This is a genomic window from Ruegeria sp. ABF4_144, from assembly GCF_056160045.1.
Genome location: NZ_JBSWWK010000003.1, coordinates 234,392 through 248,251, shown reverse-complemented (window position 1 = coordinate 248,251; position 13,860 = coordinate 234,392). Strand labels below are relative to the sequence as shown.

Sequence of the window (13,860 nt, the reverse complement as noted above, 5' to 3'; positions counted from 1 at the left end):
TGAGTGTGTCTGTGTCTTTTTGGATTTCCTCACCATTGGCAGCGCAACCGGTACGCCTTCAATACCAAAAAATCTAACCGATGAGTTAACCTGCCTAAACCGATCCGCCGTGAACTTCGTCCAGCAGCCAGTTCTTTAGGGCCAAGGCTCCCTCGGAAAGATGTTCATCCTCACGCCCGACCAGATAGAAATTGCTTGGGGCCGGAATGCTGAACTCTTCAAGGGCTACCAGCTTGCCCGAGCTGAGCATCGGTTGAATCAAGCGCTGCCAACCCAACGCCAGGCCAGCCCCCTTGCGGGCAACTTGCAGGGCCAGCGCGTAGCTGTTGACCCGCGATTGCGCCGGTATATTGCCGCTAAACCCAAGTTCGTGAAACCACTCTGGCCAGGTGGTCCAGGTACTGTCTCTGGTTTCCAGATGAATAAGGCGGTGCTGAGTCAGGTCGCTGAGGCTGGCGCCTTTCAAATCAGCAGCAAGCTCAGGGCTGCACACGGGCGTCAGGGTATCCCGATACAGCTTTGTATGCGGCAACGAAGACTTCGGGTCCTGCCCGTAGCGGATAAAGAAGTCCAGATCGGGGCGATCAGCAAAGGTCGTATCCTGCGCCATTTGGTTCACTTTGACGTGCGGAAACTCCTGCCAGAACCGGATGACCGACGGGGACAACCACAGGGCAGCAACGGCAGTGGTCGATCCCACAGTGGCATGGTTTTCCGAATCCCCGCTACGGATCTGCTCCAGCACTTTGGACATATTTAGAAAGGATGCACCCAGAACCTCATAGAGCGCGGCGCCATCTTCGGTCAGCTCCACTCCGCGGTGTTTGCGGACGAAAAGAGCTGCACTCAGATCGGCCTCCAGCGCCTTGATCTGATGACTCACAGCCCCCGGAGTGACGGACAACTCGCTTGCGGCTTCTTTAAAGCTCAAGTGGCGGGCCGCGGCTTCAAAGGCGGACAGCGTGGCGAGTGGGGGCAAGTTATAGTGGCGGCGTGACATACGTTCTACATGGCTATGAAGGTTGGCTTGAGCTTGTTTCAACCGAAAATGAGAAATTTTGCAATTGAAAACCATGTTTTTTTCTGCAGCTTTGGTGCGGCCCGTTTTTACGTCCAAAACTGCCAGGCACTGGCCAAGAATCCGGCAACATTCGGGGCATATCGATAAACACATGATGGATAGCCAGATGAATACACAAGCTGCACGCCTTGTCCGTAAATCCGAACTGAGCCCGGACACGTCGGATTTCTGTTTCGAAATCCTCGGCGGACGGTTCACTGGCCTCGAGCCTGGCGCCCATGTGGATATTCACCTTAATGAGGATCTGGTGCGCCAGTACTCACTGTGGAGTTGGAGTCAGGACGGACGCATGATTAGTGTTGCCGTCAAACGCGAGGACGATGGGCGCGGCGGGTCGCGGAGCATGCACGATCTGGAAGAAGGCACCGAGCTTGCCATTGGCGGGCCCCGAAATCACTTCCCGCTGGAAAGCCATGATCGCCACGTCACCCTGATCGCGGGTGGCATTGGGGCGACCCCGCTGGTGGCGATGGCGCGCGAGTTGCTGAACCGGGGACAGGATTTCCGGGTCTATTACCTGGTACGGTCCAAGGAATACGCAGCCATGGACAAACAGTTCCGCGCGCTGGGTTTGGACGAATGGTACAACTTGCATTGCGACGATACTGATGGACAGTTCGATCTGTCGTCGGTGATGCAGTCCATGCCTATGGGTGCAGATGTTTATACTTGCGGCCCAGAACCAATGTTGAACGCTGTGTTAGAAGCTGGCACCGGCCTACGTGGCGGTGCGATCCATTTTGAACGGTTCGCTCCTGTATCCGACATCGAACATGCGCCCAATGACAGTTTTGAGATTGAGGTTCAGTCCACCGGCGCCGTCTACCCGGTGTCAAAGGACGAAACCATCCTCGACGTTCTCAAAAGCAATGGCGTTCACGTGGATTTCGGTTGTTCTGAGGGGCTATGCGGCTCGTGTATGGTTGATGTTGTTGAGGGCGAAGTAGATCATCGCGATGGCATTCTGACGCCCGAGGAACAGGCCACAAACGGCTATCTCTGCACCTGTGTGTCACGCGCCAAATCCGACCGTTTGGTGCTGGCACTGTAACAGTAGCACTTTCGACAGGCGCCTATCTGAACATTGAACGCCCCGCGACCTGCTTGTTCATCACATTGAAGGTCGCGGGACGTTCAGTTTGGTGACATCAGCGGGGGGTCTGACTGACGGCACCTGCAGGCACCACGAACTACGGGGTACCTGTACCGAGTTCCGATCACCGAAGATCAGGACGTCTTTTCGCAAATAGCTTTGGTCAAAGGGCCTGCTGCCAGCAGCCCATTGGCAAAGGTCATAGCCTTCTTGCCGGCGAAGCCGATGAACGGCGCGTAGACAAAGGGCGCATAGCTCATTTCATCGTCCATCATTGGTGCCTCCATCATGAAGGAGTGCGACAGGTGCGAATTGTTTGCGGAGGTCTCAGCGTCTGCGCGTTCGGTCATTTGGGCTTCACGTGTCTTGAGCTTAAGATAAATTTCTCTGTTTACATTTAGGCTCGACTTTACGGATAGTAAATGTTGTTTTTTACTTTTTGAGTTAAAAACGACGACTCGCCACGGAGAACCTCACTTCGGCAACGAACGTGCAGGGGTATCGAGGCGCGTTCAACAACACTGCGCAACGTCCGTCTTGGAACTTGCGCAGTGTTTTTGTCATTGATCAGGCCAGCACGGTCTGAACCTCTACGTTGCCACGAACGGCATTCGAATAGGGGCAGATTTTGTGGGCCGCCTCGGTCAGGCGTTCAGCTTCGGACTGATCGACACCTGGCAGCGTCACAGTCAGAGATACGGTCAGACCGAAACCGCCCGCCTCACGCGGGCCAATGCCAACAGCGGCTTCGACCGTAACGTCAGCGGGAACTTTCGGCAGGCTGCTGTCCTGCGACGCCGCAAATTGCATAGCGCCGATATAACAGGCCGAGTACCCAACCGCGAAAAGCTGCTCCGGGTTATTACCCTTGCCACTGCCGCCCATTTCCGTGGGCACGGCGAGGTTCAGAACCACATCAGAGCCGGAAATTGTGCCTTTGCCATCACGGCCGCCGGTTGCGGTGCCATGTGCTGTGTAAACGGGTGATACGGGCATAGTGCTCTCCTTAATCGTTGGCGATTTAATCGTGCACGATTTAATAAGGATTGGATTCTCATAAGTCAATCTCTTGCGATTAAATCGCTCACGATTTAAATGTTTGGTATGACCCAAAAGGCTTTCCCTCTGAACCAGCAACTTTGCTTTGCACTTTATGCCGCCAATAACGCGATGGGGCGGCTCTATCGCCCAATGCTGGCCGAGCTTGGGCTGACCTACCCGCAATACCTTGTTTTGCTAGCACTTTGGGAGACCGACAACCGCACCGTTGGCGCGTTGGGTGAGGCGCTCACACTGGAAAGCAATACGTTGACCCCGCTCCTCAAGCGGATGGAGGGCGCTGATTTGGTGCAACGGCTGCGTAACCCGCAAGATGAACGCAGCGTGACGGTTTCCTTGACCGAAAAGGGACGGGCCTTAGAAGGCAAGGCCTATGAGATCGGCCTGTGCATCACACGTGCAACAGGTCAGGATGAGGGCGAGCTTGGCGCGCTGCGGGATCAGATTCTGGCCCTTGCTGCCCGCTTGCGATCAGAGACATGACCGGCAAAGCCTGCTTCGATGCCGGTGTAGAGGTATTTCTCAATTTCCATGAGCCGAAACATCACAGGAATTCTGCGATATGCGTTCTGCCTCGAATGTTCAAATAGCGACCCCATAACGTAACGCGCTCCTGTTCAGCTGTTCGAAAATGCACAAGGGTCTGTTAAGCAAGGGGAGTGGACGGGCGCAGGGTAAAAAGTTTATTGCAATTCTCAAACAGGAATTTATGGGAGATAAGAGCGCTGCAGAATTCTGGCTGAAAGATTTCCCGCCTGCACCGCCTTGCCTGAAGAAATACCTGACACCCTGAGTGCCGCCAAACGCCGCTCAATTTACGACCATTTTGGAACTACAACACCGAACGGAGACGCAAAACATGCTCAGAACCCGAGCCTTCCTGCTTACGTCATTGACTGTATTGCTTTCCGGTTTGTCTTCATTGGCTGCCGCGCAATCCGAGAATCCTGTACCGGTGACCGTGGTAACGCTGGAAGCGGAGGACGTGACCCTGTTTTCAGAGCTGCCGGGGCGCGTCGCCGCGCTTGGTGTCGCAGAGGTCAGACCGCAGGTCTCTGGAATCGTCGTCGAACGTCTGTTTCAAGAAGGCGGCACCGTCCAGGAAGGCGATGCGATGTATCGCATTGACGACGACGTCTATGACGCGCAAGTCCAGCAAGCCTCTGCAAGCGTTGCTCAGGCCGAAGCTCGTCTGACCGCTGCGGAAAAAGAAGAAAAACGCGTAGCGGAGTTGTTGGCGCGCAACGTTGCCAGCCAGCAGGCGGTCGACAGCGCTGTGGCAGAACGGGATGCGGCCAAGGCCGCGTTGCTGGTGGCGAAGGCGCAACTGCAGACTGCCAAGATCGACCTACAGCATACCACAATCCGCGCGCCCCTGTCGGGCCGTGTCGGCCGGGCACTGGCCACGCAAGGTGCGCTCGTTACCGCCCAGCAGGCTGAACCGCTGGCCGTGATCAGACAGATTGACCGTGTTTATGTAGACGTTGCGGTATCAACCCAAGATGTGTTGCGTTTCAATCGGGCCGTCGCCTCGCAATCAGGCGCACTGCAATCAATTGATCCAACAGTGACAGTGTCGCTGGCGGATGGGTCGACCTTTGACCAGACCGGAACGGTCTTGGCTGCAGAACCGCAGGTGGACCCGCAGACAGGTGTTTCTGTTCTTCGGATCGAATTCCCGAACCCAAATCAGATTGTCCTGCCCGGCATGTATGTCACCGCGCATCTTCCGGTCGAAGTGCTGCGGGGCGCAGTGCTGGCACCGCAACAGGGCGTTGCACGCAATCGGCGCGGTCAACCGACAGCGATGGTGGTCGATGACAACAATACCGTAGCCGAACGGATCCTCACGGTCCGGGGCACCGAGGGCAATAAGTGGATCGTAACGGATGGCCTGAAGGCCGGCGACCGCCTGATCGTTATGGGGCTGCAAAAAATAGGGGTCGGCGCGACGGTTGCGCCTACCGAGGAACCAGAGTCCTGAACCGCGCTTACGGACTAAAGCGCTCAGTCTCTCGCAACCAGATGTGAAAGTTCCCCATGGCACGTTTCTTTATCGACCGACCTGTTTTTGCATGGGTCATTTCCATCCTGCTGATGGGCATCGGCGCATTGGCGGTTTTCAACTTGCCGGTCGCTCAATACCCACAAATCGCACCCCCGACGGTTGAGGTCAGCGCGTCTTATTCCGGTGCCTCGGCCCAGACTGTGAACAACACCGTGACCCAGGTGATTGAGGAACAGATGACCGGCCTTGATGGGCTGCGATACATCAACTCTTCCTCGACATCGACCGGGTCATCCACGGTGACGCTGACCTTTGAAACCGGCACCGACCCGGACATTGCGCAGGTGCAGGTCCAAAACAAGTTGAGCCAGGCTACCCCGCTGCTGCCGGAAACCGTGCAACGGCAGGGGGTTATCGTCGAGAAATCCTCGGGCGGGTTCCTGCTGGTGGCTGCGCTTGTATCCACCGATGACCGCCTCGATGCGGTGGATTTGTCGGACTACATGGTGTCGAACATGGTCGACGAATTCAGCCGATTGGAAGGGGTCGGCAACGTACAGGTCTTTGGCGCGCAATACGCCATGCGGATTTGGCTGAACCCCGAACAGCTGGCCGCATTCGAGCTGACACCTACGGACATCGTACGGGCTGTCTCGGAAGAAAACGCCCAGGTCTCGGCGGGCTCCTTCGGTGCCTTGCCTGCGGTCGAGGGGCAGGCCCTGAACGCCACGATCACCGCGCAATCGCTGCTGTCTACGCCCGAAGACTTTGAGCAGATCGTGGTGCGTGCCGAAACTGACGGCGGCCTTGTCTTGCTGCGCGACGTGGCGCGGGTCGAGATCGGAGCCGAAAGCTATACCACTTCCGCCTGGTTTAACGGCAAGCCCACCGCGGGCATGGCCATCCGGCTGGCCTCGGGCGCTAATGCGCTGGATACGGCCGAGAGGGTGAAGCACAAGCTGGAGGAAGTGTCCGCCTTTTTCCCGGACGGTGTGGAATATGTCGTGCCCTACGACACCACGCCTTTTGTCGAGATCTCGATCGAGGAAGTAGTCCACACGCTGATCGAGGCGATCGTTCTGGTCTTCCTCGTCATGTTCCTGTTCCTGCAGAGCTTGCGCGCGACGATCATTCCGACCCTCGCGGTGCCGGTCGTGCTATTGGGGACATTCGCGATCATCTCGGCCTTTGGCTTCACGATCAACACGCTGACCATGCTGGCGATGGTTCTGGCCATTGGTCTGTTGGTGGATGACGCCATCGTCGTGGTTGAAAACGTCGAACGGATTATGGAGGAAGAAGGACTTTCCCCCTATGAGGCCACCAAGAAATCCATGGGACAGATCACCGGAGCGTTGGTCGGGATCGCCCTTGTGCTGTCTGCCGTGTTCATCCCGATGGCATTCTTTGGCGGCTCGACCGGGGTCATTTACCAGCAGTTCTCGATCACCATCGTCTCGGCCATGATGTTGTCGGTCGTGGTGGCTCTGACACTGACGCCTGCCTTGTGCGCGACGCTTTTGCGCAATCCCGATCATGACAAGCGTAAACGTGGCCTGTTCGGGTGGTTCAACCGCGGCTTTGATCGGCTGACCGAGAGCTATTCGTCGCTGGTCGGGTTCTCAATCCGGCGGCCGCTTCGCGTGGGTTTGATCTATTTGCTGATCGGTGCCGCGATGGTGTTCCTGTTCGCCCGTACGCCTACCGGCTTTTTGCCCGAAGAGGATCAGGGCATCCTGTTCACTCTGGTGCAGGGCCCAACCGGGTCCACAGCCGAGGCCACCGAGGGCGTGCTTGAGCAGATCGAGCAATATTACATGGAAAACGAGGCAGAAAACGTCGAGTCGGTCTTTACCGTCCGTGGTTTCAGCTTTGCCGGGCTGGGTCAGAACATGGGTCTGGCGTTTATCAGCCTGAAAGATTGGGACGAACGCAAAACACCGGATCGCAGCGTTCAGGCCATCGCAGGCCGGGCCTTCGGCGCCTTCTCGCAGATTCAGGAAGCCTTTGTTTTCCCGATCGTGCCACCTGCAGTGATTGAACTTGGCAATGTCAGCGGTTTCGACTTCTATCTGCAGGCGCGCGATGGCCAAAGCCATGAAGAGTTGATGCAGGCGCGAAATCAGCTGATGGGGCTTTCAGCCCAAAGCGAGACCATCGGCTCGATCCGTCCGAACGGGCTTGAGGATGCTGCCCAGTTCAACATCAATTTGGACTGGCGCGCCGCCGGTGCGATGGGGCTGTCCGCTCAGGAAGTGGGTGAGCTTTTGTCGGTGGCCTGGGCCGGTCGTTACGTGAACGACTTCCTCGACCGGGGCCGGATTAAACGCGTCTACGTTCAGGGCGACGCGCCCTATCGCATGGTCCCCGAAGATATCGAAGCCTGGAGGGTTCGCAACGACTCTGGTGGACTTGTGCCCCTGTCGAACTTCTCGTCCGCGAACTGGCAATTCGGTCCTCAAGGCCTGTATCGCTATAACGGTGTGTCGGCCATTCAGTTGCAGGGCAGCCCCGCGCCTGGGTTCACCACCGGTGAAGCCATGGCCGAGATCGAGGCACTGGCCCAACAATTGCCGCCGGGATACCAGATCGCGTGGACAGGCCTGTCGCTGGAAGAGCGAGAATCCGGGGATCAGGCGGGGATGCTCTACGCCCTGTCTCTGGCAGCCGTATTCCTGTGTCTTGCGGCGCTCTACGAAAGCTGGACCATTCCTTTCGCGGTGATGCTGGCGATGCCAATCGGTGTCACCGGATCGCTGGTTGGGGCCTGGCTGGGCGGGTTTGAAAACGGCGTGTATTTTCAGGTTGCACTGCTGACGGTGATCGGTTTGACCGGCAAAAACGCGATCCTGATCGTCGAGTTCGCTCGCGATAAGGTCGTAGCTGGTGAGCCCTTGCTGCAGGCCGTCAAAGACGCCGCGCATCAGCGGTTCAGGCCGATCCTGATGACGTCAATGGCGTTCTCATTGGGCGTTCTGCCGCTTGTCCTGTCCTCGGGTGCGGGCGCCGGGGGGCGTACGGCGATGGGATCGGGCGTTATGGGCGGCGTCATCTCGGCAACCGTGCTGGGCGTGGTCTTTGTGCCGGTCTTCTTCGTGATGATCTACCGCGTGGTTCGGCGCGTCGCCACCGAATAAAAAAGCGCCACCCAAAGTCGGGTGGCGCCAGGTGGTCACAACTGACGGAAGGCAGTTGTGCGGGTCTTCAGAAGTGGACGTAAAGCTTGTCCCCTTCTTGCGAGACGTCAAAGCGGCGCGTCTTGATGGACGAATCCACTAGAAACTCGCCGCTGCGGATGTCGAATTCCCAGCCGTGCCAGGCGCAGCGGACAATCTCACCGGCGCGATCATAGACAAACTCGGTCGCATCGGTTTCGCGGGTGGTGCCGCAAACTGGCCCTTCGCAAAGGGCCGCTCCTTTGTGGGGGCAGATGTTCAGCAGGGCGTGATAGCCGTCATCCAGCTTGAACACACCGATTGGCATGTTCGACACGGTGACGATCTTAGCCGCATCGGCGGGAACTTCGTCGGTTTTGCAGGCGAAATGCTTGTTTGCCATTGTCGAAGGCTCCTTCTTTATTCAGCGGCGTGCGCCATCGGGCGCGGTAGGCGGGTGTATACGTCCAGCGCATTGAGGCCGAAGATCTTTTCGCGCCATGCGGGCGGAACGTGCAGCTTGTTGACGTCGTCGTAATCCCAGTGCGGATAGTCCGACGCGAACATGAGGGTGTTCTCGCCATCCATCGCCTCGAGCGTGGCCCACAGGTGCTGGATGTTCTCGGGCTGCTCCAGTGGTTGGGTCGACATGCGGATGTTCGACTTGAAGTATTCGGACGGCAAACGCTTGAGCCATGGGGTTTCTTTGCGCAGCGCCTTGTAGTTCGCGTCCAGACGCCAGAGGACCGACGGCACCCAGGCAACGCCACATTCGATGATTACCACTTTCAACTCGGGCCATTTTTCAAAAACGCCGTGGGCGATCAGGCTGGCCATATGGGTCATGGCCGTCTGCGGCAGGATCGCGTGGGTTTCCCAAAAGAAGGTAGAAGGCCCGGCCCCGACAGGGTTTGAGTTGATGCCGCCCTGTCCGCCAAGGTGCATGGCGAATGGCAGGCCCATTTCGGCACAAGCCTCGTAGATCGGGTGATAGAACGGATCACCATAGGGGCGCGCCGCGCCGTGGCTTACCAATACCTGGACGACGCGGGGATGCCCGCCAACCCGGCGGATTTCAGCAGCGGCCAGATGCGGATCCTGCGGTGCGACGACAATCGACCCCCAGAACCGCTCGTCCTTGGGTAGCCAGTAGTCGATCATGTAGTCGTTATAGGCCTTGCAAAGCGCGTTAGCGTAGTAGGGGTTGGCCAGTGTCGAGGCTTCGATCGGTTCGTCGCCGGTAAGGATCGCAACGTCGATATTGTATTTGTCGAGGTGCTTTTCCCTCATGATCAAATAGTTATCGTCTTCCTCAATTGGGTTGACATCATGGCGGGCGAAACCTTCGGGATGGAACCAGGGTCGGTGGCCATGGGGAAAGGCACCGCGCGGGCCGGTCCGCTCACCGCGGACAAACATGTCCTTGAAAAGACCTTCCATGTAGGGTTCCAGAACCGTGGCGCTGCACCAATAGTTGTGGCAGTCGCAATCGACGATGAACATGAACTTCTCCTGTTGCTGGCGCCAAAAGGGCGGGCTTTTATCTTGTTCAACAACGCTTGATATCTGCGAAACTTTGGCAAATAAATGCAATTGAAACGCATCTATCAATCGAGATTTTCGATTAAATGAACCGCCAGCTTTTAGTGACCTACATGGATGTTCTGGAAACGCGGAACTTCAATCGCACCGCCGAACGTCTGAATGTGACCCAATCTACGGTCAGCGCCCGCATCCGCCAGTTGGAGCAGGAGTTGGACACGCGCCTGTTCGAACGTGGGCGCGGCGGGGCTGAACCCACGGCCGCCGGACGACGCTTTGAAACCCATTGCCGGTCGCTGCTGGCTGCCTGGAGCCTTGCGCGTCGCGATGTTGGGGTTGGCGGCGGCGGCAACAGGCAGCGTCTGCGGATATCGGTTCAGTTCAGTCTGGCCCGTTCCGTGCTAATTGACTGGACGAAGGCGGTCCGGGAAAAGAATCCGCATCTGGACCTGTATCTCGAGGCTAACTTCTCACAACAGATACAGCGTGATGTGCTGACTGGCGAAACCGATATCGGGATTGTTTTTGTCCTGCAGCAGGCGCCGGACATGTTTGTCAGCGAATTGGGCAGCGAAAGCTATGTGATGCTGTCCACCGATTGCGAACAGTTCGAGGATGTCCAATGGTCACGCTACATTCAGGTCGCCTACACATCCTATTTTGACCGCCAGCATGACGAAGCGTTTTCGGATTACCCACAAAGCTCGACATTGGTGGGCAGCAATGACCTTGCGCTGGATTTTCTGAAATCCAACGGCGGAACGGCCTACTTCCCCGGCTTTGCTGCCACGGCACTGTGTTCTGAGCACCCGTCGCTGCAACGGGTAACGGATGCACCGGTGATCCCACAACCCATCTATTCGATCGCGCATGTACGAAAACGCCATGACCCGCTGGTTGCGCAGGCCGTCTCTGTGTTCAAGGAGCTTATCCAGCAGCGATCAATCGTTTTAACCGATTGATACCGCAATTCTGCGCCGTTTTTTAGATCCAACGCATCACTATCCTCGCGCGAACCCTATTCTGGAGGTTTCCGCAAGATGCTCGTTGCAACGGACAGTCCGTTTTCCCTGAGTTCAGCCAATAACCAACCGTGCTACGCGGGTGGGCCTGCCACTTTGACCTGCAAAGCGGTGATCGACGAAACGCATGATAGTAAGACCTTCGTCTTCGAAGACACGCAAAGCCGCAGTTTCGACTTCAAACCCGGCCAATACGTGACCTTCTGTTTCGAGATTGAGGGCAATCCGCATGTGCGCGCCTATTCGATCTCATCCACGCCGACCCGACCCCACAACATTCAGGTCACCGTCAAGCGCGTACCCGGCGGGGTAGTGTCCAACTATCTAAACGATCAGATGAAACCTGGGATGGAACTTGAGATCGCCGACATCACCGGCGGTTTCAACTGGGTGGATATTCCCAGCGAAAAACCTCTGTTTCTGTCTGGTGGCTCGGGCGTCACGCCGGTCATGTCGATGCTGCAATATGTCACCGACGTGACCCTGCCCAAAGACATCGTTTTTGTGCATTTCGCACGTTCGCCGAAAGACATCATTTTCCGCGACCAGTTGGAGTTTCTGGACCGTCGTTTTGCCAATGTGACCGTCCATATGGTCGTGGATGAAGCGGAAGACGGGTTCGAGGGTGAAACCGGTCAGATATCGGCTGACCTGCTTCGGCGTCTTGTCCCCGATCACGCCGAACGCAGCATTTTCATGTGTGGGCCCGAAGGTTTCATGAAAGCAGCCCGCGATGTGGCCTCGGTCATCTCGTTTGCTGCGGTGCACGAGGAAAGCTTTGGCGAAAAGATCACCATCGAAGAAAGCACCGGCACCGGAGGCGAGGTCTATTTCTCGTTCAGCGGGCTGCATGGTCACGCCGCCGAAGGCCAAACCCTGCTTGAGGCCGCGCTGAATGCCGGGGTCTGGATCGATTCCGCTTGTCAGCAGGGTGTCTGCGGCAACTGCAAAGTGCGCCTGACACAAGGCGATGTCGAAATGCAGGACATGGGCGGGCTGCAGCCCGGCGATACCGAACAAGGCTACGTGCTGGCCTGTTGCAGCTGGCCGAAAGGGCCGGTCGCGATCGACGCTTGACCGGCAAAAACCACAACAAAAACAAAAGAAAGCGGAGGAACCGCTTCCTCAGAAAACGGACTATCCAAAGGGAGAACTTAGGATGTCAAACGACGACACTAAAATCGCGGAGCCGTTGACGGACCTTCCGATTAAAACCGCAGATACTGGGTTTTATTCGGGGTTCAGCGTTGACGTGACCGTATCGGCAAAGCTCGCGGTAGGCGGCCTTGTGATCTGGGCGGTCGCCTTCCCCGAGCAGGCCGGAACGGTCCTGTCCGGGTTCAACAGCTTTATCCTGTCCAACTTTGCCAGCTGGTACATCTATGTGATGGCTCTGTTCGTGCTGGTCTGCATTGGGCTGGCGATCTGGCCTGCCGCAGGCCGGTTGAAAATCGGCATGGATGATGACGTGCCCGAATTCTCGAATTTCTCTTGGTTTTCCATGATGTTCGGGGCTGGTATCGGCGTGGGGATGTTGACCTGGGCCGTGGCCGAGCCGGTCTATCACTTCAAGAATAACCCGGATGTGATTCAGGGTCTTGCAACCGGGGCAGGGGCGGACAACGTGTTGAACGCCTATAAATGGTCGTACCTGCACTGGGGCTTCTCAGCCTGGGCATCCTATGCGATTGCCGGTCTGGGCCTGGGCTACTTTGCCTACCGCCGCGGCTTGCCGCTGACCATCCGATCCTCGTTGACGCCGCTGTTCGGCTCCAGCCTTTCGGGTTGGCTGGGTCACGCCATCGACATCGTTGCCGTGATCGCGACCATTCTGGGCGTTGCACAAACGCTGGGCTTTGGCGTCGAACAATTCGTGGCTGGCATGGCGCGGATCGGGATTGGCGACTGGCTGTTGAATGACCAAGGCACCGCCTCGTCGGTCGGCATCATCTTTGCCATTGTCGTCATCATGGGGGCGTCCACCTTGTCGGCCCTGTCCGGCGTTGGCAAGGGCATCAAATGGCTGTCTAACCTGAACATGGTCCTGTCCATCTTCCTCCTGTCGTTCTTCCTGATTTTCGGCTCGACATTCTTTGGTCTGCACGCGTTGTTTGTTGGAGTTTGGGAATATCTGCTGGCACTGCCGGGTATGCTGTTTACAGTCTTCCGCGGTGACGGTGCCGGAGGCGTCGCAGACAGTCTGGAAGGCTGGCAGGGTGGCTGGTCGGTGTTCTACTGGGCCTGGTGGGTTGCCTTCGCACCGTTTGTCGGCCTGTTCCTGGCGCGTATCTCGCGCGGCCGCACCATCCGCGAATTTGTACTGGGCGCTGTGATCGTACCTGCGATCATGTGTTTTGTCTGGTTCTCCTTTGCGGGCGGCACTGCAATTGATCTGGAACTGAACGGCGGCGCCAATGACGTCATCTTCAGCGCTTCTGACGGCGACAAGATCTTTGCGATGACCGGCTTCATGCTAGGCGAGCTGATGGGCTGGATGATGGCAATCGTGATCGTTGTGCTGCTGATGACCTATCTGGTGACCTCGGCGGACTCGGCGGTGCTGATCGTCAACACCATCAATGCGGCAGGCGACGAGGGTCCGAAGGCGCGGCCTCACATCATTTTCTGGGGTGTAGCCCTGGGAATGGTTGTGGCTGCTCTGCTGCTGGTCGGCGGCCTGAAGGCAATTCAGACCGCGATGGTGATCGGTGCACTGCCGTTCTCGCTGGTGATGGTTTTGATGTGCATTGCCCTGATCAAGGCAATCTGGCGCGACAGCATCAGGTCCTCGCATGGTGTACAGAGTACCTTTGCCGAGACCGAGGAAGTCAACTAACGAAACAAGGCCAGCCCCAGCGGGCTGGCCAATTCAACGCGATCAACCGCATGAATAAAACTGC

12 protein-coding genes are annotated in these 13,860 nt (G+C 57.3%); 7 read left to right on the top strand and 5 right to left on the bottom strand.

The genetic code is table 11. The features are described from left to right. Positions 1-94: 94 nt before the first annotated feature. On the bottom strand, positions 95-1,000 hold the full coding sequence (locus ACXAGD_RS21575; RefSeq protein ID WP_475213917.1) for a LysR substrate-binding domain-containing protein: 906 nt from the start codon (positions 998-1,000) through the stop codon (positions 95-97). Between the two features lie 187 nt (positions 1,001-1,187). Between ACXAGD_RS21575 and ACXAGD_RS21570 the strand changes: the two genes are divergently transcribed. Next, complete coding sequence (locus ACXAGD_RS21570; protein ID WP_475213914.1) at positions 1,188-2,132, top strand: PDR/VanB family oxidoreductase; 945 nt, start codon at positions 1,188-1,190, stop codon at positions 2,130-2,132. Between the two features lie 176 nt (positions 2,133-2,308). On the opposite strand, the gene ACXAGD_RS21565 is transcribed toward ACXAGD_RS21570, so the two are convergent. Both ACXAGD_RS21565 and ACXAGD_RS21560 read right to left on the bottom strand, forming a co-directional pair. Then, entirely contained in the window at positions 2,309-2,524 is a 216-nt protein-coding gene (locus ACXAGD_RS21565; protein ID WP_475213912.1) for a hypothetical protein, read from the bottom strand. Between the two features lie 217 nt (positions 2,525-2,741). Further along, complete coding sequence (locus ACXAGD_RS21560) at positions 2,742-3,170, bottom strand: organic hydroperoxide resistance protein (RefSeq protein ID WP_475213910.1); 429 nt, start codon at positions 3,168-3,170, stop codon at positions 2,742-2,744. Between the two features lie 108 nt (positions 3,171-3,278). Between ACXAGD_RS21560 and ACXAGD_RS21555 the strand changes: the two genes are divergently transcribed. From ACXAGD_RS21555 to ACXAGD_RS21545, 3 genes are all read left to right on the top strand, one after another. Further along, entirely contained in the window at positions 3,279-3,716 is a 438-nt protein-coding gene (locus ACXAGD_RS21555; protein WP_475213908.1) for a MarR family winged helix-turn-helix transcriptional regulator, read from the top strand. Between the two features lie 376 nt (positions 3,717-4,092). Further along, entirely contained in the window at positions 4,093-5,217 is a 1,125-nt protein-coding gene (locus ACXAGD_RS21550) for an efflux RND transporter periplasmic adaptor subunit (protein WP_475213906.1), read from the top strand. A gap of 56 nt (positions 5,218-5,273) precedes the next feature. Then, positions 5,274-8,378 (top strand): efflux RND transporter permease subunit, encoded by a 3,105-nt coding sequence (locus ACXAGD_RS21545; protein ID WP_475213904.1) that lies wholly within the window; start codon positions 5,274-5,276, stop codon positions 8,376-8,378. Between the two features lie 67 nt (positions 8,379-8,445). Here ACXAGD_RS21545 and ACXAGD_RS21540 read toward each other — a convergent pair whose 3' ends face one another. Further along, positions 8,446-8,799: a Rieske (2Fe-2S) protein gene (locus ACXAGD_RS21540; RefSeq protein WP_475213902.1), complete on the bottom strand. Its 354-nt coding sequence runs from the start codon at positions 8,797-8,799 to the stop codon at positions 8,446-8,448. 17 nt (positions 8,800-8,816) lie between these two features. After that, complete coding sequence (locus ACXAGD_RS21535; protein ID WP_475213901.1) at positions 8,817-9,899, bottom strand: amidohydrolase family protein; 1,083 nt, start codon at positions 9,897-9,899, stop codon at positions 8,817-8,819. A gap of 125 nt (positions 9,900-10,024) precedes the next feature. Here ACXAGD_RS21535 and ACXAGD_RS21530 point away from each other — a divergent pair, with 125 nt between their 5' ends. From ACXAGD_RS21530 to ACXAGD_RS21520, 3 genes are all read left to right on the top strand, one after another. Beyond that, positions 10,025-10,900 (top strand): LysR family transcriptional regulator, encoded by an 876-nt coding sequence (locus tag ACXAGD_RS21530; protein WP_475213899.1) that lies wholly within the window; start codon positions 10,025-10,027, stop codon positions 10,898-10,900. A gap of 78 nt (positions 10,901-10,978) precedes the next feature. Next, positions 10,979-12,037 carry an FAD-binding oxidoreductase gene (locus ACXAGD_RS21525; RefSeq protein ID WP_475213897.1) on the top strand — a complete coding sequence of 353 codons (1,059 nt, stop codon included), beginning with the start codon at positions 10,979-10,981 and terminating at the stop codon, positions 12,035-12,037. 82 nt (positions 12,038-12,119) lie between these two features. Then, a complete protein-coding gene (locus ACXAGD_RS21520) occupies positions 12,120-13,796 on the top strand; it encodes a BCCT family transporter (RefSeq protein ID WP_475213895.1) in 1,677 nt (558 codons plus the stop codon). Positions 13,797-13,860: the final 64 nt, after the last annotated feature.